We start from the raw sequence: 17,202 nt of genomic DNA, 5'->3' as shown, positions 1-17,202 counted from the left end.
CAGCCTCCTCAAGCGCTTTGCAATTGATTGCCTACCGGTAACTGCCTTATCCGCTTGCCTGTCGCTGCATGGATCGCATTGGTGATAGCCGGCGCGAGCGCCGCTGTGCCAGGTTCGCCAATGCCGCCCGGCGCTTCCGTGCTCTTTACGATATGCACTTCCACCGGCGGCGTTTCGTGAATGCGCAGCATTCGATAATCGGTGAAATTGCTTTGCTCGACGCGCCCGTCCTTGATCGTGATTTCGCTATAAAGCGCAGCCGTGATGCCGAAGATGATGCCGCCCTGCACTTGCGCTTCGACTGTATTGGGATTCACGACCATGCCGCAATCCACCGCACATACAATACGGTTCACCTTCACCGCGCCGTCCTTGTCGACCGTGACATCCGCAACGATCGAGAAGAAGCTGCCGAACGCATGCATGACCGACACGCCGCGCCCTTGTCCTTGCGGAACCGATTGCTTTCCCCAGGCGGCCGCCTGTGTCGCGACGTCGAGCACGTTACGCGCACGCGGCGACTTGCCGAGCAGAGCACGTCTGTATTCGACGGGGTCCGCTTTCGCCTGAACCGCGAGTTCATCGATAAAGCTTTCGACGACGAACGTACCGCGCGTCGGTCCCACGCCGCGCCAGAATGCGGTGGGCACGTCATGCGGTTCGAGCCGCACGTAATCGACGAGCTGGTTGGGTAAATCATAGGGAAGATCGGATGCCACTTCGACCGCGTCGGGATCGACACCGTCCTTGACAGCCGGCGGCGCAAAACGCGCGAGCACCGATGACCCGACGATGCGATGCGTCCATGCGACTGGCTTGCCGTTCGCATCGAGTCCCGCGGATAGCTTGTCGTAATAGCACGGCCGATACATGTCGTGCTGAATGTCTTCCTCACGCGACCATGTCACCTTGACGGGCACGCCGAGCGCCTTGCCGATCTTGAGCGCTTGCGTGGCCATGTCGAATTCGAGCCGCCTGCCGAAGCCGCCGCCAAGCAGATGGTTATGCACCACGATCTTGTCGGCGGGCAAGCCGGTCGCTTTCATACCGGCATCGCGTATACGCGTAGGTACTTGCGTGCCGAGCCAGATATCGCAACCATCGGGGCGTACATGCACGGTGCAGTTGATCGGCTCCATCGTCGCATGCGCGAGAAAAGGCTGGACGTAGATAGCGTCGACACGCGTTTTCGCCTTCGAAAACGCGTCGTTTACGTCGCCTTCCTTGCGCGCGACAGCGCCCGTACGTTGCGATGCATTCGCCATGTCATCGACGATCTGCTTCGTCGATACGCCAGCGCTCGGCCCTTCGTTCCATTGAATCTGCAATGCGGCGGCGCCTCGCTTGGCAGCCCACGTATGGTCGCCGATCACCGCGACGCCATTGTCGAACTTCACTACCTGACGCACGCCGGGAATCTTCTTCGCGTTGCTATCGTCAACCGATGCGAGCGTGCCGCCGAATACAGGGCAATTCACGATAGCCGCATAGAGCATGTCGGGCAAGCGCACGTCGAGACCGAACATCGCGGTGCCGTCGACTTTCTCCGGCGAATCGAGACGTCTGACCGGCGTGCCGATTATCTTGAAGTTATGCGCGTCTTTTAGCTTGATATCTTGCGGCACCGGCAATTTCGCGGCCGCTTCGGCGAGATCGGCATAACTCGCGCTACGATCGCCCGATGCATGCATCACCTTGCCGCCCTGCGCCACGCAAGACGACGGATCGCATTGCCATTGCTGCGCCGCCGCCGCGACGAGCATCATGCGCGCGGCCGCACCCGCACGGCGCAACGGCTCCCATGCATAGCGCACGGAAGTCGAGCCGCCCGTCAACTGGCCGCCCAATAGCGGGTCCGTGAAGAGCTTTTCGTTGGGCGGTGCATGATCGATCGTGACGCTGTCGAGCGGCACGTCGAGTTCCTCGGCGATCAACATGGGCAACGCGGTATAAACGCCCTGACCCATTTCGACCTTCGGCATGATCAGCACGATCTTGCCGCTCTTGTCGATCTGCACGAAAGCATTCGGCGCGAATACGCCGTCTTGCGGAGACTCGACGCCATCGCCACCGATTACCGACTTGCCCTTGTTCTGATCCTGGCTCGCGGCCGGCAGGCTGAAGCCGATCAGCAATCCGCCGCTTGCGGCGACACTCGCCGTCACACCGAACTTCAGAAACGCACGACGCGAGAACCCCGCGCGCGCCGCATGACGTCCCGCTTCAATCAGTCCTTGCGACATGTCACGCCTCCTTCGCAGCCTGCTTGATGGCCGCACGGATGCGGTGATAGGTGCCGCAGCGACAGATATTGCCCGCCATTGCGGCATCGATATCGGAATCGTTGGGATCGGGAACGGTCGTGAGCAATGCCGCCGCGGACATGACTTGTCCGGACTGGCAATAACCGCACTGCACGACATCGAGCCGACGCCATGCTTCTTGCACTTTTTTGCCGGCAGGCGTGTCGCCGACCGCTTCGATCGTCGTTACCTTGCGATCGCCGACCGCTGCGACCGGCAACACGCATGAACGAACGGCGACGCCATCGAGATGAACGGTGCATGCGCCGCATTGCGCGATACCGCAGCCGAATTTGGTGCCTGTGAGTCCCACGATGTCGCGCAGTACCCAAAGTAGCGGCATGTCGGGCGGCGCATCGACCGTATGGTTCTGGCCGTTGATGGAAAGCGTAGTCATGAGCGGCTCCGGCTTATAAGGTTTTGGCGGATATCGCAGACGGCCGACTGTGTGGGGCGGCAGTCGGTTTTCAGGCATCCGGATTGTAGCGCCGACTAAAAAATCAGGCTTGGATGGCGGCGCGCTCACGGATAACTTTGTTCTCGCGCTTAAGATTGGTGCGCGCTATTTTGATTGCCCTGATTGCCTGAAACTCCGGTAATGACGCGAGCCTTACGGATTTAAAGAATGCTAATTGACAAGACAGTTAGTTGCAGCGTGAATCAATTTACTTTCCGCCAAGTGCTGCCATGGTTTCGTCCAGCAAGACACGCAGTCGCGCGACGCGTTTGAGATCACGGTGATAACCCAGCCATACGTCCCTTCCAGGCGGCGCTTCGCCTAGATCGAAGCGCGCAAGGCGCGTATCGGCATCGCCGAGAGGACATGGCAGAACCGCGTAGCCCGCACCTTGGGCACACATATGCGCTTGCGCGTCGCGATTATTGCTGCCGAAGACGATCTTCGCCTTCGGCAACATGCGCTTTACCCAAAGCACGTCCGGCAACTGATCGAATGCGCTATCCATGCTGATGAGCGTCTGCCCTTTTCCATCACCCGCTTTCGGTGATTTAAGATCGGCGCGTCCATACAGCGCGTAATCGATATGCATGAGCTTGCGCTGTACAACATCCGGTTCATCGAATGGCGTGATGCGAAACACGAGATCCGCCTCGCGCCGCGCAAGGTTATAGCGACGCGCATCGGTGACGAGTTCGATCGATACCTCGGGATGTTTCGCGAGAAAGCGCGCGAATATCGGTGTAAGCACATGCACGCCGAACCAGTCCGACGATGAAACCCGCAGCAAGCCCGTGAGCTTCGCGTCCTGACCCGCAAGCGCGCGCGTGAAGCCGAGCGCCTCTTCTTCCATGCGTTCGGCATACGAAAGCACGGCCGCGCCTTCGTCGGTCAATACGAAACCATCGCTCGTACGCTGGAAAAGCACATGGCCCAGCGATTCTTCGAGCGCGCGCAGTCGCCGCCCCATCGTCGGCTGGGTTTGCCCGATCATCTTCGCGGCCGCGCCCAACGTACCGCTTCGCGCAATCGCGAGGAAGATGCGAACGTCACTCCATTCGAGATTCGGTCCATTCATTTTCGTATGAACGCCGTGCAGTTCTGTCGATTTACATGCCAACCTGCATGGCGGAGTATGAGCGCATTGCAATCAACCTTCAATGTTTCCAGGAGCCCACGATGTCCACCATGCAAGCGCTCGTACTCGATCGTCATAACGGCCCGCTCGAACTCGTCGAACTCGATCGTCCCGAACCCGGGCCGGGGCAAGTACTCGTGCGCATCGCGTCGAGCGGGCTCAATCCGCTCGACACGAAGATCCGCGCGGGCGCCGCGGCCCATGCGAAACATCCGCTTCCGCTCGTGCTCGGCATCGATATGGCCGGTGTCGTCGAAGCAGTCGGTGCGGGCGTCGATGCGTTCAAGCCGGGCGATACGGTCTATGGCATGACCGGTGGTGTCGGCGGCATTCAGGGTTCGCTCGCGCAATATGCCGCGGTCGATGCCGCGCTTCTCGCGCATAAGCCGGCGAATCTTTCGATGCGCCACGCGGCCGCGCTGCCGCTCGCTTTCATTACGTCTTATGCGGGCATCGTCGATCGCGCGCATCTACAGGCGGGACAAACCGTGCTCGTTCAAGGCGGCGCCGGTGGCGTCGGGCACGTGTCCGTGCAACTCGCGCGCGCACTCGGCGCGCATGTATTCGCGACCGCAAGCGAGCGCGATCACGCCTTCATTCATAGCCTCGATGCGACGCCGATCGATTACCGCAAGACGAGCGTCGAACAATACGTCGCGGCGCATACGAATGGCGCGGGCTTCGATCTCGTCGTGGATACGGTCGGCGGCGCTTCACTCGATGCATCGTTTGCAGCGGTGAAGCACTTTGGTCACGTGGTCACCGCGCTGGGATGGGGCACTCATGCGCTCGCGCCGCTGTCGTTTCGCGAGGCAAGTTATTCGGGCGTGTTCACGCTGCATCCGCTATTGACGGGACAGCATCGCGCGCATCATGGCGAAATGCTGTATGAAGCGAAGCGGCTTGCCGAAGCGGGCAAGCTCGCGCCCCACATCGATGCGAGACGCTTCGATTTGAACAGCGCCGAGCGTGCTTATGAAGCGCTGCTGGATGGCACGGCGCGCGGCAAGATCATCGTCGATGTGGATGCAGCGCTCGTCGGATAGGCAATCAGCCGAATACGCCCGCGAGACCGAGGAGCGCGCTCGCCGCGACGAGATAGATCGGATTGAGCTTGCTGCGATAAGCGACCGCCGCACATACGACCGTGCATAGCGAACGCGACACGTTCACATCCGTCTCGCGCGCGAACACATAAGCGGCCGATACGAGCAGGCCCACGGTCACGGGTGCGAGTCCTTTGCGAATCGCGGTAACGATGCGCGAGTCCTGCCTGCGCTCCACCCATGCGCTCACGAAGTAGGCCATCAAGGAAGAAGGCAGGATCTTCGCGACCGTCGAAACGAGCGCGCCGGCAAGCCCCGCTGCCTGAAAGCCGATCAACGCGACCGCCATGCCGTTCGGACCCGGCGCGGCCTGCGTGATCGAGAAGAACGTGACGAACTGCTCGCCCGTGACCCAGTGACGCGTATCGACCGCATAGCGCTGGATATCGGCGAGCGTGGCATTCATGCCGCCCACGGCGAGCAATGACCAGATCGAGCCATGTACGAAAAGATCGGCGAGCGTGCTCCACATCGCGTCAATCCTTGCGCGCGCGGCGCAGCATCGCGATCGTGCCGAGCGGCCCGAGCACGGCAAGCACGATCAGAAGCGCAATCTTCATCAGCGCAATGCCGATGAACGTCGCCGCCACGAGCACGATGCTCGCCACGCTGCGGGGCAGGCTCGTCACGAGCTTGAGCACGGTCGCAATCACGAGCCCCGTCGCGGCTGGCATGAGTCCCGCGAAGAGATGTTCGGTGATCGCCGCATGTCCCCATCGGGCATACGCATAGCCGACGCCGATCGTGATGATGGTCGGCGCGAGATACAGCCCGAACACCGCGATCGCCGCGCCCTTCGCGCCGCGATATTGCCGCCCGAGCACGGTCGCGATGTTCGCGACGTTCGGGCCCGGCAGCAATTGCGCGAGCGGCAACAACTCCGCGAACTCGCGATTCGTGAGCCAGCCCAGACGCTCCACCAGCATGCGCCGCGCCCACGGCAATACGCCGCCGAAACCCGTCAGTCCGATAAAAAAGAAAGCCTTGAAGAGCGCGAACGAAGTGGGCACGGGCGGTGCGCCGGACGTGTTCGTTTCGCTCAACGATGTGGCGGCGTGGATCGTATGGGCAGTCATCGTGATGCGTGTAGTCGGGAAGGAGCGTGGTCGCTGGGGGCACCTCTATGCCGCCAGCCCTGAAAGCCATACTATCTCAGTTGCCTGACCGATGAATCACGGAAAGCCGTGGCCCTAAGGCTCCGTTAAGCCTGTTCTCCGACAATTGCGGTCTCATCGGAGGATCGGCCCATGCGACTTGAATCCGCGTCTGCTTACAATACGCCCGCACGTCTCTTTCACTGGATTACCGCACTGCTCCTGCTCGTTCAGTACGTGCTCGCCTGGACGATGCCGGACGTACATCGCGACACGAAGCCCGTTGGTTTGATCGCGTGGCACCTGGGCGTCGGCGTCGCGATCGTTCTGCTCGTATTCGTGCGCCTTCTCTGGCGCAGCATGCATGCCGCGCCGCCCGAGCCCGCATCCTTGCCGGCCGCCTTGCGCGCGCTCGGGCGATACACGCACTGGCTGCTTTACCTCCTGCTGATCGCGGTGCCGTTGATGGGCTGGGCCAATGCGTCGTCGCGCGACTGGTCCGTCACGCTGTTCGCGTCGATCCCGATGCCGCCGCTTTCGCCCACCGGATCGCCGGTCGGCCACGCGCTCGGCGACTGGCATCGCGTGTTCGCGTGGGTGCTGCTCGCGCTCGTGGGCCTGCATGTCGGTGCGGCGCTGTTTCATCAGTTCGTCTTGCGCGATAACACGCTGGCGCGCATGCTGCCGTCTCATCGCAAGCAGGCTGCGACTAAACAATGACGACGATGAGACGCGATTCAATTCTCACTCAACGCGTATCTTAGGGGTATTAGCGACGAGACACGTCGTTCGTCTTTACTCTTTAATCAACGAGACGAACGATAAAAGGTGACGTCATGGCGTCCCAGACCGAACTCAAACGCTTCAGCTCCAATCTCGCCGACGAACTCGACAGCGCCGCGCTATACGACACGCTCGCACAAGCCGAAAAGCAGGAAGACAAGCGGCGCGTCTATGCGGAACTGGCCGAGGCCGAGCGGCGTCACGCCGACATATGGGCCGCGAAATTGCGGGCGAACGGCGTATCGGTGCGAACGCATCGCATCGGCGCGAAAACGCGGATCATGCGCACGCTCGCCCGGACGTTCGGACCGGACTTCGTGTTGCGCTCGGTCGCCGCCGGCGAAATGGCCGATCGCGACAAATATGCGGGACAGCCCGATGCGGCGCAGATGTCGGCGGAAGAACGGCATCACGCGGATATCGTGCAGGACGTGGCGAATCGCAACAAGGGTTTGAGCAAAGGAGGCGCGATTGCGGCGGCGGAATCGTGGCATCGCGGCGTGGCCTCGGGCAATGATTTGCGGGCAGCCGTGCTTGGCGCGAACGATGGCCTCGTGTCGAACTTCTGCCTCATCATGGGCGTGGCGGGCGCGGGCAGCGACAGCAGAACCGTGCTGCTTACGGCATTCGCGGGTCTTGTTGCAGGCGCAGCGTCGATGGCGCTCGGCGAGTGGCTCTCCGTGACCAACGCACGCGAACTCGCGCGCACGCAGATCGCGAAAGAAAAGGACGAGCTGGACCACATGCCCGACGCGGAGCGCCACGAGCTCGCGCTCATCTATCAGGCGAAAGGCATCGACGCCGCGGAAGCCAGACGCGTCGCTGCTCAGATCATGCGCGACAAGGACAAGGCTCTGGATACGTTGACGCGCGAAGAACTCGGCCTCGATCCGCGCGAGCTTGGCGGCAATCCCTGGACCGCCGCGCTCGCATCCTTCACGTTGTTCGCGGTGGGTGCGATCATTCCGGCCATCGCGTTTCTGTGGGCGAGCGGCGCTAACGGTATCGCGCAATGTATCGTGTTGAGCGGACTCGGCCTGGCGGGCATCGGCGTGTTCACGTCGCTGTTCAATGGACGCGGCGCGATCTTTTCGGCAACGCGGCAAGTGCTGATCGGCATGGTCGCCGCGGGGTGCACGTTCGGACTCGGCAAGTTGCTGGGCGTGTCGCTTTCGTGAGCGAGGCCATTGCAGCAGAACGTTCAATCGGATGAGGCGGGACGGTACACTATGCCATCCCGTCATCCCTATCCTTCCCGATGAGCCAAGTTCTCTCGCTGCGCCCTTTCGTCCCCGCCAAAGACTTCGAATTGTCCAAGCGCTTCTATGAAGCATTGGGCTTTCGCATCACGCATCAGGACGACAACATCGCGATGCTGAAAGCCGAAAGCTTCAGCTTCATTCTGCAGAACTTCTACGTGAAGGAGTTCGCGGAAAACTGCATGCTGCAACTGCTCGTGCGCGACGTCGACGCGTGGTGGCGCGACGTGAATCCCGAGAGCCTCAGCGAGCGCTTCGCAGTCAATCCCGCGCGTGCGCCCGCGATGCAGAGCTGGGGCATGAAGGTCGGCTTCGTGTTCGATCCTTCCGGCGTGCTGTGGCATGTGGCCGAAGCGCCGTTCTGACGCGCCGATGCCGCATGTGGCGCGTCATATGAATCGCGAACTCACTCTTCCAGTACGATCTGCACCTTCACGTCGGTCGGCACGCCGCTCGCCGCTTCCTCGAATGCCTTGATGCCTTCCGCGAACGGGAACGTGCGCGAGATGAACGGCTTCACATCGAGCTTGCCCGATGCGATCAACTGAATCGCACGCGGGAAGATATTGGCGTAGCGAAACACCGATTCGATGCGCGCCTCCTTGATCTGCACCGCGACCACATCGAGCGGTATCGCGTGCTGCGGCATGCCGACGAGCACGAGGCAGCCGCCGGGACACAGCAGATCGACGATGCCGTCGAACGCCTTCTCGTTGCCGCTCGCCTCCAGCACGATGTCCGCGCCCCAACCGTCCGTCAATTCGTTGACGACATCGAGTACGCGCCGGTCGCGAATGTTCACGGCGGTCACGCCTTGCACAGCGCCGATCAGATCGAGCTTCTCCTGCACGAGATCGCAGACGATCGCGCGGCTGCAGCCACCGGCGAGCGCGGCGAGCGCGCACATCATGCCGATCGTGCCCGCGCCGAGCACGACGGCCACGTCGCCCGGTTTGATCGCGGCTTTCTTCGCGGCCTGCAGGCCGATCGACAATGGCTCGACGATCGCGCCTTCCGCGAAGCTCACGTTATCCGGCAGCTTGTACGTGAACGCGGCCGGATGCACGACATAAGGCGCGAGACAGCCGTTGACCGGCGGCGTCGCCCAGAAGCGCACTTTCGGATCGAGGTTGTACAGACCTTCGCGCGATGCGCGCGATTCCATGTCCGGCACGCCCGGCTCCATGCAAACCCGATCGCCGGCCTTCAGATGCTTCACTTCGTCGCCCACTTCGACCACAGTGCCCGATGCCTCGTGCCCGAGCACCATCGGCTCGTTGACGACGAACGGTCCGATGCGGCCATGCTGATAGTAATGAATATCGCTGCCGCAAATGCCGACCGTATGAATCTTGATGCGCACGTCGCGCGGACCCACGACCTGCGGCAGGCTGAACGGACGCAAGCTGATGCGTCGTGCTTCCTCGAGAACCAGTGCTTCCATCGTCGTTCCTTTGATTAGAGAAATAGGCGGGTTCAACAGGACTGGAATCCGCCGTCGACCAACAGACTCACGCCGCTCACCATGCTCGAATCTTCGGAGAGCAGATAGGCGATCGTTCGCGCCACTTCGACCGGCTGCACGAAGCGGTTCATCGGTATGCGTGCGAGCATCGGCGCGGACTTGGCGGGATCGCTCCAGGCGCGCTCGCCCATGGGTGTCATCGTGACGGTCGGCAGCACGGCGTTCACGCGGATGCCATGCGGACCGAGTTCGTTGGCCATCACGCGCGTCATGGCGTCGAGTCCGCCTTTCGATGCGCAATATGCAGCGTGCAGCGCAAAGCCCACGTTCGCCGACAGACTCGACACGTTGACGATCGACCCGCCCACGCCGCGCGCGATCATGCTCTTCGCGCACTCCTGCGCGACGATCATCGTGGCGCGCAGATTCACGTTCATCGTCATGTCGAAGGCTTCGACGGTCGTGTCGAGAAACGGCTCCAGGATAGCGATACCCGCGTTGTTCACCAGCAGATCGACGGGCTGAACCGCACGCGCCGCTTCGCGCGCAGCGTGAGCGTCGGCGAGATCGACGGCGATGGTTTCGCAGCCCGTCTCCTTCTTCAACGCATCGAGATCGGCGGCGCTGCGGCTCAATGCGATCACGCGCGCGCCGCGCTCGATCAGCAGATGCACCGTGGCGTGACCGATGCCCTTGCCCGCGCCCGTGACGAGCACGGTCTTGCCCGCGAACTCGCGGTTTCTGTCGATGGATGTCATGGTGTCGTCTTCAAGGCTCGTCGCACAGACGTCTCGCGGTGTCCTCGTCGGTCACGAGCACCGACGGATAACGCCCGCGCAACGCCGCGCGCGTCACATGGAATTTCTTCTTGCCGCCGCTCACGAGAATCACGCGCTTCACGCGGCGCAAGTCGTCCAGCGTGATCGCGACGGTGCGGCGGTTCAGCGGATGATCGATCAGTTCGCCGTCTTCATCCATGAAATGGCCGAGCATGTCGCCAACCGCGCCCGCTTTCTGCAACGTGCGCAGTTGCTCGGGATTGTCGATGCCGTAAGTCACGACGAGCGATTCCGTCAGATCGCCGCACGTGAGCAATGCGAGGTCGGCGTTGCGCGCGAGTTCGTATGTTTCGCGCACGGTTTCTTCCTGAAGGATCACGTCGCGTGCTTTCTGGCTGCTCACGTAGATCGGCGCGGCGAAAAGATAGCCGTCGGCGCGGCAGATGTTCGCGAAGTCCGACACGATATCGAACGTATTGATGCTCGGGCAATGCGACAGCCCGCCCTGCAACGACACCGCCGACACCGCGCCATACGTGCGTTGCGGCATCGCGCGCAGCACCGCGCGGATCGTGCGGCCCCAGCCGAGACCGATGGTTTGCCCTGCCACTATCTGCTTCGCGAAGTACGACGCCGCGCCGATGCCGAGCGCCGCGTTGTTCGCTTCGTTGTTCGCGCCGGTCGGAACGACGACCGCGCATTCGAGGCCGAAGCGCTTCGCGAGCGCTTCTTCAAGCGCGACGCAAGGCGCGATCTTGCTGTTGATCGTGATCTGCACGAGACCGGATTCGCGGCTCGCGGCGAGCAGCCGGTTCACGCGCACGCGGTTGCTGCCGATGCGTTGCGCGATCTCCTGCTGCGTCAGATTGCCGACATAGTAATGCCACGCGACGCGCGCCTGCAGCTCTTCTTCCGAATCGATGGAATCGTCCGCTTCCGCGATGGCGATGGGCGGTGCGCTCTTGCTCATGCTTGTGGTCATGCTGTCCATTGTTTGATGAAAGGCCGCGGCATTCTATTTCACCGCACCCATCGTCAGGCCTTGCACCAGTCGGCCCGACACGAGCAGCGCGAACACGACCATCGGCAGCACGATCAGCGTGCCCGTCGCCATGATCTCGCCCCACGGCAGTTCATAGCCGCTCATGTAGCTCGTCGCGGCGACGGGCGATGTGATCGCGTCGCTGCGCGTCAGCACGAGCGCATAGAGCAGATCGTTCCACGAGAAGATGAACGCGAAGATCGCGGAGACGACGATGCCCGGCATCGCGAGCGGCAGATTGATGCGCCAGAACACCCGCCACGGCGATGCGCCGTCGAGACGCGCGGCTTCGTCGAGTTCCACCGGAATGTTGCGGAACTGATCGGTGCAAATCCATACGACGATGGGCAACGAGAACGTCAGATACAGCAGGATCAGCACGATATGCGTATCGACGAGATCGAGCTTTGTCGCGATCAGGAAGAACGGCACCGCGAGCACGACCGGGCTTACCATGCGGTTCGAGATGAACCAGAACCACAGGTCTTCCTTGCCGCGGAATTCGTAGCGTGCGAGCGCATACGCGGCGGGCGTGCCGAGCAGGATCGCGAGCACCGTCGTGCTGCTCGCGATGATGAGCGAGTTCAGCAGGCTGCCCGCCACGTCATGCTCGAAGAGCGCCGCCGAGTAGTGATGAAATGTCGGCGAGAAGAGCCACTTCGGCGGATACGCGAGCGCATCGGCCTGGCTCTTCAGGCTCGTCGTGACCATCCAGTAGAACGGAAACACCGAGGACAGAAACACGACGACGAGACCGAGAAAATGCCATACGGTGGCGCGTTTTCTTGCGGCGCGTGCGCGCTTGGCGCGTTGCGTGACTGGCATGTCGATCGAACTCACGCGGCCTCCCGATACACGAAACGGATATAAAGACGCGACAGCACGATCGTCAGGATGAGCAGGATGATCGCCTGTGCGGACGCCATGCCCTGATCGAAGAGACGAAAGCCCACGCGCTGGATATAGACGCTGATGAATTCCGTCGCGGCTCCGGGTCCGCCGCGCGTCATGGTGAAGACGGCGTCGAACATCTTGAGCATGTCGGCGGAGCGAAGAATGAGAATGGCCGTGAGACCCGGAAGCAGATACGGACGCTGCAAGTGCCAGAGAATCATGCTCCACTTCGGCGTTTCGAGGCGCGCGGCTTCCTCGGCTTCCTTCGGCACCATCGACAGTCCGGCGAGCAGGATCAGCGCGCAGAACGGCGTCCATTGCCAGATATCCATGATCATCACGGAGACGAACGCGAGCGTCGGGTCCGCGAGCCAGTCCTGCGGCGGAATGCCGATGAGACCGGTCAGATAGTTCGCCACGCCGAACTGACGATTGAAGATCAACCGGCCGATGAGGCCGACTACCGCATACGTCGTCGCCATCGGAATGACGAGGCTCACACGCGCCGCCGCGCGCATCCACGGCAATTCCATGCGATGAAGCATGAGCGCGGCGAAGAGTCCGAACGCGATCTCGATCGGCAACGTGAGGCACAGGAACAATGCCGTGCGTCCGAGCGCGCCCCAGAAGCTCGGATCGGTCAGCGTCGCAACATAGTTGTCGACGCCGATGAACGGCGTGCCCGAAGCCAGATCCGCGAGCTTGTATTGATGAAACGAGTTATAGAGCGCGAGCAGCAGCGGGTAGATGCCGATGATCGCGAGCGCGGCGATTGCGGGTATCAGGAACCAGAAGGCGGGCGAGCGCGGCACGATGCCGAAATAGCGCGCGGGCTTGCGCGGCCCTCGCGCACGTATTGCAGGTGATGCCATTCGTCGCCTCCGGTTCCTTGAATGAAATTACTTCAGCAAAGGCTTCTTGCCGTCGTAATAGCCCGCTTTCTTCAGGATGTCCTCGGTCTTCTGACCGATGGTCTGCGCGCCTTCCTTCACCGTCACCTGACCGAGCATCATCTTGCTGCCCCATTCGCCGATGACTTCCGACACGGCAGGCCATTCCGGGAAGCGCGGACGATAATCCGGCACGCCGCCCTGCCACGATTCGACCATCGGCTTCACGAACGGATACTTGTCCTGCACGGCCTTGTCCTGATAGATCGCCATGCGCGCCGGCACGCCGCCCGCTTCGAGATAAGGCTTCGCCATCGCTTCCGACGTGATCCATTGAATGAAAAGCCACGACGCCGCCTGCTTCTTCGCGTTCGACTTCGCGTTCACGGCAAGCGAGAAGCCGCCGAGCGCGGGCTTGAGGCCGGCCGGACCCTTCGGCTCGGTGGTGATTGCAAGACAGTTGCCGAGCTTCGACTTGCTCGGATCGGTCAGCGTCGGATAGAACGCGGACCACTCGGTGATCATCGCGACCTGACCTTGCGCAAGCGCGTTCACCGCTTCCGCATGATCGAAGTCGACGATGCCCGGCGGCATGTACTTCATCAGCTTCTGCCGGTATTCGAGGCCCGCCTGCGATTGCGGCGACATCAGATTCGACTTGAACTTCGCATCGAGCAGCGAGCCGCCGTTCGGCCACAGCACACGCATGAAGCTGTCCGCAGATTGTGTCTCGCCGCGCCGCGACTGCAACGCGAAGGCGAACTTGTCGCCCTTCGTGAGCTTCGGCGCATAGGTGTTGAGCAACTCGTCCCAGGTCTTCGGCGGCTCGTCGAAACCCGCGTCCTTCAACATGCACTTGTTGTAGAACATGAGACCGGAATAATTATCGAACGGCAGACCGTACGTAACCTTGTCCCACGTGCCGAACGAATCGAGCAGGATCGGGAAAAAGCCCTTGAGATTCAGGCTCGGGTCCGCGAGCTTCGGATCGTCGGTGAACTTCTTGATCGGCACGAGCCACTTGTTGCTCGCGAATTCGCCGATCCACACGACATCAACGAGCACGATGTCCTGATCGCCGCCGCCCACGAAGTTGAGCACTTCCTTCTCGCGCGTGTTTTCGTACGGAATCACTTCCCAGCGCACCTTGATGCCCGTCTCTTTCTCGAACTGCGGGATCAGTTGCTGCGCGGCCTTGTAGCCGGGACGATCGAGAAAGATGGCCTTGATCGTGGTGCCCGAATACGGCTGCGCCGCTTCCTTCAGAGTCCAGGCTTGCGCGTTCGATGCGGCGAACGCCGCGCTCGCCGCCAGAAGAACGACTGCCGCGACGTGTTTGATCGGCCCGAGCTGCGTGGCCGGGATGAAGCGCTTCTTCATGCCTGTCTCCTTGGTTTTTATCGAGCGGGTGAGGCTTGCGGGTTCGGTTTTGTCCTGCGTCGTTTCACTTGTAATTTCGGTTTTACAATTGTATATTTTGGCGCGAACAGGTTGTCAAGAAGAAATTCGACGATGCGTCCGATGCTGCATTGCCGCAGCGGCACAGGGAGACAACGTATGAGCGCAGTTCATTTGCAGCAAATTCGCAAGGCCTTTGCGGGCGTGGATGTTCTGAAGGGCGTGGACATCGAGGTGACCGATCGCGAGTTCATGGTCTTCGTCGGTCCTTCGGGTTGCGGAAAATCCACCTTGCTTCGCACCATCGCCGGACTGGAGCGCAGCGACTCGGGGCAAGTGCTGATCGGCGGCGAAGACGTGACCGATCTCGAACCCTCGCAACGCGGCGTCGCGATGGTGTTTCAGTCGTATGCGCTCTATCCGCACATGTCGGTGTACGAGAACATCGCGTTCGGGCTGCGCATGCTCAAGCTGCCCGAAGCGCAGATCAAGGAGCGCGTGCATCGCGCGGCGGAAATCCTGCAGATCGGCCAGTTGCTAGAACGGCGTCCGCGTGCGTTGTCGGGCGGGCAGCGTCAGCGCGTCGCGATTGGCCGCTCGATCGTGCGCGAACCGAAGGTCTTTCTCTTCGACGAACCGCTCTCCAATCTCGATGCCGCGTTGCGCGTGCAGATGCGCCTCGAACTCATCAAGCTGCATAAGCAACTCAACGCGACGATGATCTACGTCACGCACGATCAGACCGAAGCCATGACGATGGCCGATCGCATCGTCGTGCTGAATCACGGGCGCGTCGAGCAGATCGGCTCGCCGCTCGAGTTGTATCGCACGCCGCACAATCGCTTCGTTGCGGGCTTCATCGGCTCGCCGAAGATGAATTTCATGGACGTGCGCGTGATGCGCGTCGATGCCGCGGGCGTCACCATCGAGTTGCCCGGCGGCGAGCCGCTTACTCTGCCGTTCGCCGCTTCGACGGTGAGAGCGGGCGAAACGCTCACGCTCGGCATACGGCCCGAGCATTTCATCGAGGCATGCGGCGGCGATATCGACAGCGGCCTGTCCGGCGAAGTCATGGTGATCGAGCATCTCGGCGGCGAGACGCTGTTGCATGTGCGGCTGCCGAACGAGCTCGTGATTCAGGTGAAAGGCTCGGGCGAATCCACCGCCGTCGAAGGACAACGGCTGAACGCGGGCTTCAGCATTCGCCACGTGCATCTGTTCCGCGAGGACGGCAGCGCGCTCGAACGGATGCGGCCAGTGGAGCAGACCGCGACCGCCTGACGATCAAGTTCGCGGGAGATTGCTTTTTGATCGCGCGATGACCGGCACTCGCGGTCCATAGGTCGCTAGTCGGGATTGCAAATGTTCCAGGATCGTCCGGCACAAACTGCAAAATCGCATCCCAATGCCGCTCGATGCAACTGCCGCTTATGTGCGGCACCCCACATAGCGCGTAACACGTCGCGAATTCGTTACGTAACCCTGAACGCAACGTAACGCTCTGTAGCGCAAGCGTGACGGTCTGAGACGGCGCGCAAACGTTATCCTGCATGGAAGACCGGCGTGATCCGCTTGGTATCGCACACAGACGCCGTGGCTGGCATGAGTCGTGCAACCGCTCCCACGACCAACTGGGAGGGGATGGCTCAAGCATGAACAGAACGACACACGGCTCGCCTGTCGCGAAAGCCGCGCCGAACTCGGATCATGCATTCAGGCATCGCATACTCGATGGCCTCAAGGCCGGAGAATTCTGCATCGCCTATCAGGGAATATACCGAGTCGACAGCGGCGAACTCGCGCAAATGGAAGCGTTGATTCGCTGGCGTCATCCGGAGTACGGCGTATTGCTGCCGGGCGCATTCAGCGACGCGTTCAAGGACGCGGAGATCATGCGCGAATTCACATGGTTCGTGCTGGACGCCGTTGCGTCCGAAATCGAGGCATGGCGAGCACGCGGCGGCGCGCATTATTCGGTCGCGGTGAACGTGCCGCCATCGGTCGCGGCGCTGCCCGGCTTCGCGGATCGCATGGACTCGATCTGCCGCGCGCACGGGCTAACGCCCGATTGCATCGAACTCGAATTGCTGGAGAGCGAGGATCTGGCGCGCATGCCGTCGATGCCGAAGGTAGTGAGGCGTCTGAAGAACAAGGGCGTGAGCGTGGCGATGGACGATTTCGGCACGGGCTATTCGTGTCTAGCGGCGCTCGGTCCGATCGACTTCGGCACTGTGAAAATCGCAAAGGAACTGCTGGCCGAAGCGCCGCGCTGCCCGAATGCGTGTCTGGTGTTTTCGTCGGTGCTCGCGCTGCTGACGCGGCTCAAGGTGGCGATCGTCGTCGAGGGTGTCGAGACGGCGGCGCAGGCGCAGTGGCTCGCACAGTGGCCGCATGTGCTCGCGCAGGGCTTCTTTCTGGCAAGGCCCGCATTCGGCATCGATAACGTGCCCGGCGCGCGTATCGGCCGCGCGATGACGCGGCGCAGGACGACGCGGCGCGACGAGTCCCGGAGCATGCGGCTCGCCGATGCGGCGTGACGTATCGAAGCGTTTCTGGCAGCCCTCGTAAAGCCAGAACTTGGCCGACGCCTCGCG

General features: G+C 61.8%; 17 protein-coding genes. 6 read left to right on the top strand and 11 right to left on the bottom strand.

Annotated features, from left to right (window positions below; translation table 11 throughout):
* Positions 1 to 8: 8 nt before the first annotated feature.
* From ACEN42_RS26810 to ACEN42_RS26800, 3 genes are all read right to left on the bottom strand, one after another.
* Complete coding sequence (locus tag ACEN42_RS26810) at positions 9 to 2,243, bottom strand: molybdopterin cofactor-binding domain-containing protein (RefSeq protein ID WP_371883626.1); 2,235 nt, start codon at positions 2,241 to 2,243, stop codon at positions 9 to 11.
* A 1-nt stretch (position 2,244) separates the two neighbouring features.
* The gene (locus ACEN42_RS26805) at positions 2,245 to 2,700 is read right to left on the bottom strand and encodes a (2Fe-2S)-binding protein (protein WP_187604333.1); all 456 of its coding nucleotides are present in this window, start codon (positions 2,698 to 2,700) and stop codon (positions 2,245 to 2,247) included.
* A 268-nt stretch (positions 2,701 to 2,968) separates the two neighbouring features.
* The gene (locus ACEN42_RS26800) at positions 2,969 to 3,838 is read right to left on the bottom strand and encodes a LysR family transcriptional regulator (RefSeq protein WP_371883625.1); all 870 of its coding nucleotides are present in this window, start codon (positions 3,836 to 3,838) and stop codon (positions 2,969 to 2,971) included.
* Positions 3,839 to 3,939: 101 nt separating this feature from the next.
* On the opposite strand from ACEN42_RS26800, the gene ACEN42_RS26795 reads away from it, so the two are divergent.
* Positions 3,940 to 4,944 (top strand): zinc-dependent alcohol dehydrogenase family protein, encoded by a 1,005-nt coding sequence (locus ACEN42_RS26795; protein ID WP_371883624.1) that lies wholly within the window; start codon positions 3,940 to 3,942, stop codon positions 4,942 to 4,944.
* Between the two features lie 4 nt (positions 4,945 to 4,948).
* On the opposite strand, the gene ACEN42_RS26790 is transcribed toward ACEN42_RS26795, so the two are convergent.
* Together ACEN42_RS26790 and ACEN42_RS26785 are read right to left on the bottom strand one after the other, a co-directional pair.
* Positions 4,949 to 5,476, bottom strand: coding sequence for a chromate transporter (locus tag ACEN42_RS26790; protein WP_371883623.1), 528 nt, complete (start codon positions 5,474 to 5,476; stop codon positions 4,949 to 4,951).
* Positions 5,477 to 5,480: 4 nt separating this feature from the next.
* The gene (locus ACEN42_RS26785) at positions 5,481 to 6,080 is read right to left on the bottom strand and encodes a chromate transporter (RefSeq protein ID WP_371883622.1); all 600 of its coding nucleotides are present in this window, start codon (positions 6,078 to 6,080) and stop codon (positions 5,481 to 5,483) included.
* Between the two features lie 171 nt (positions 6,081 to 6,251).
* On the opposite strand from ACEN42_RS26785, the gene ACEN42_RS26780 reads away from it, so the two are divergent.
* From ACEN42_RS26780 to ACEN42_RS26770, 3 genes are all read left to right on the top strand, one after another.
* A complete protein-coding gene (locus ACEN42_RS26780; RefSeq protein WP_250486116.1) occupies positions 6,252 to 6,818 on the top strand; it encodes a cytochrome b in 567 nt (188 codons plus the stop codon).
* 116 nt (positions 6,819 to 6,934) lie between these two features.
* A complete protein-coding gene (locus ACEN42_RS26775) occupies positions 6,935 to 8,059 on the top strand; it encodes a VIT1/CCC1 transporter family protein (RefSeq protein ID WP_371883621.1) in 1,125 nt (374 codons plus the stop codon).
* An 80-nt stretch (positions 8,060 to 8,139) separates the two neighbouring features.
* A complete protein-coding gene (locus ACEN42_RS26770; protein ID WP_371883620.1) occupies positions 8,140 to 8,505 on the top strand; it encodes a VOC family protein in 366 nt (121 codons plus the stop codon).
* Between the two features lie 41 nt (positions 8,506 to 8,546).
* On the opposite strand, the gene ACEN42_RS26765 is transcribed toward ACEN42_RS26770, so the two are convergent.
* The 6 genes from ACEN42_RS26765 to ACEN42_RS26740 are packed head-to-tail and all read right to left on the bottom strand — an operon-like array spanning position 8,547 to position 14,590.
* The gene (locus tag ACEN42_RS26765; protein WP_187604341.1) at positions 8,547 to 9,584 is read right to left on the bottom strand and encodes an NAD(P)-dependent alcohol dehydrogenase; all 1,038 of its coding nucleotides are present in this window, start codon (positions 9,582 to 9,584) and stop codon (positions 8,547 to 8,549) included.
* 32 nt (positions 9,585 to 9,616) lie between these two features.
* On the bottom strand, positions 9,617 to 10,363 hold the full coding sequence (locus tag ACEN42_RS26760; protein WP_371883619.1) for an SDR family oxidoreductase: 747 nt from the start codon (positions 10,361 to 10,363) through the stop codon (positions 9,617 to 9,619).
* A gap of 10 nt (positions 10,364 to 10,373) precedes the next feature.
* A complete protein-coding gene (locus ACEN42_RS26755; protein WP_035505675.1) occupies positions 10,374 to 11,354 on the bottom strand; it encodes a sugar-binding transcriptional regulator in 981 nt (326 codons plus the stop codon).
* Positions 11,355 to 11,399: 45 nt separating this feature from the next.
* A complete protein-coding gene (locus tag ACEN42_RS26750; protein WP_035505735.1) occupies positions 11,400 to 12,251 on the bottom strand; it encodes a carbohydrate ABC transporter permease in 852 nt (283 codons plus the stop codon).
* A gap of 11 nt (positions 12,252 to 12,262) precedes the next feature.
* Complete coding sequence (locus ACEN42_RS26745) at positions 12,263 to 13,192, bottom strand: carbohydrate ABC transporter permease (RefSeq protein WP_371883618.1); 930 nt, start codon at positions 13,190 to 13,192, stop codon at positions 12,263 to 12,265.
* Positions 13,193 to 13,219: 27 nt separating this feature from the next.
* Positions 13,220 to 14,590, bottom strand: coding sequence for a sugar ABC transporter substrate-binding protein (locus ACEN42_RS26740; protein WP_187604343.1), 1,371 nt, complete (start codon positions 14,588 to 14,590; stop codon positions 13,220 to 13,222).
* A 177-nt stretch (positions 14,591 to 14,767) separates the two neighbouring features.
* Here ACEN42_RS26740 and ACEN42_RS26735 point away from each other — a divergent pair, with 177 nt between their 5' ends.
* The gene (locus ACEN42_RS26735) at positions 14,768 to 15,889 is read left to right on the top strand and encodes an ABC transporter ATP-binding protein (RefSeq protein ID WP_187604344.1); all 1,122 of its coding nucleotides are present in this window, start codon (positions 14,768 to 14,770) and stop codon (positions 15,887 to 15,889) included.
* Between the two features lie 371 nt (positions 15,890 to 16,260).
* Positions 16,261 to 17,145 carry an EAL domain-containing protein gene (locus ACEN42_RS26730; RefSeq protein WP_238216246.1) on the top strand — a complete coding sequence of 295 codons (885 nt, stop codon included), beginning with the start codon at positions 16,261 to 16,263 and terminating at the stop codon, positions 17,143 to 17,145.
* The last annotated feature ends 57 nt before the right edge of the window (positions 17,146 to 17,202 follow it).

It is taken from the genome of Caballeronia sp. S22 (genome assembly GCF_964261745.1).
Taxonomy (GTDB): domain Bacteria; phylum Pseudomonadota; class Gammaproteobacteria; order Burkholderiales; family Burkholderiaceae; genus Caballeronia; species Caballeronia jiangsuensis.
Note: the sequence above shows the minus strand (reverse complement) of the source record. Positions and strands in the feature narration are given on the sequence as shown.

Excerpts from the sequence above, each read along its gene's own strand:
- ACEN42_RS26790 (WP_371883623.1), bottom strand. The coding sequence starts at position 5,476 with ATGTGGAGCACGCTCGCCGATCTTTTCGTACATGGCTCGATCTGGTCA.
- ACEN42_RS26805 (WP_187604333.1), bottom strand. The coding sequence starts at position 2,700 with ATGACTACGCTTTCCATCAACGGCCAGAACCATACGGTCGATGCGCCG.
- ACEN42_RS26795 (WP_371883624.1), top strand. The coding sequence starts at position 3,940 with ATGTCCACCATGCAAGCGCTCGTACTCGATCGTCATAACGGCCCGCTC.
- ACEN42_RS26800 (WP_371883625.1), bottom strand. The coding sequence starts at position 3,838 with ATGAATGGACCGAATCTCGAATGGAGTGACGTTCGCATCTTCCTCGCG.
- ACEN42_RS26775 (WP_371883621.1), top strand. The coding sequence starts at position 6,935 with ATGGCGTCCCAGACCGAACTCAAACGCTTCAGCTCCAATCTCGCCGAC.
- ACEN42_RS26750 (WP_035505735.1), bottom strand. The coding sequence starts at position 12,251 with ATGCCAGTCACGCAACGCGCCAAGCGCGCACGCGCCGCAAGAAAACGC.
- ACEN42_RS26765 (WP_187604341.1), bottom strand. The coding sequence starts at position 9,584 with ATGGAAGCACTGGTTCTCGAGGAAGCACGACGCATCAGCTTGCGTCCG.
- ACEN42_RS26785 (WP_371883622.1), bottom strand. The coding sequence starts at position 6,080 with ATGACTGCCCATACGATCCACGCCGCCACATCGTTGAGCGAAACGAAC.
- ACEN42_RS26745 (WP_371883618.1), bottom strand. The coding sequence starts at position 13,192 with ATGGCATCACCTGCAATACGTGCGCGAGGGCCGCGCAAGCCCGCGCGC.
- ACEN42_RS26740 (WP_187604343.1), bottom strand. The coding sequence starts at position 14,590 with ATGAAGAAGCGCTTCATCCCGGCCACGCAGCTCGGGCCGATCAAACAC.
- ACEN42_RS26735 (WP_187604344.1), top strand. The coding sequence starts at position 14,768 with ATGAGCGCAGTTCATTTGCAGCAAATTCGCAAGGCCTTTGCGGGCGTG.
- ACEN42_RS26780 (WP_250486116.1), top strand. The coding sequence starts at position 6,252 with ATGCGACTTGAATCCGCGTCTGCTTACAATACGCCCGCACGTCTCTTT.
- ACEN42_RS26770 (WP_371883620.1), top strand. The coding sequence starts at position 8,140 with ATGAGCCAAGTTCTCTCGCTGCGCCCTTTCGTCCCCGCCAAAGACTTC.
- ACEN42_RS26810 (WP_371883626.1), bottom strand. The coding sequence starts at position 2,243 with ATGTCGCAAGGACTGATTGAAGCGGGACGTCATGCGGCGCGCGCGGGG.
- ACEN42_RS26755 (WP_035505675.1), bottom strand. The coding sequence starts at position 11,354 with ATGAGCAAGAGCGCACCGCCCATCGCCATCGCGGAAGCGGACGATTCC.
- ACEN42_RS26730 (WP_238216246.1), top strand. The coding sequence starts at position 16,261 with ATGAACAGAACGACACACGGCTCGCCTGTCGCGAAAGCCGCGCCGAAC.
- ACEN42_RS26760 (WP_371883619.1), bottom strand. The coding sequence starts at position 10,363 with ATGACATCCATCGACAGAAACCGCGAGTTCGCGGGCAAGACCGTGCTC.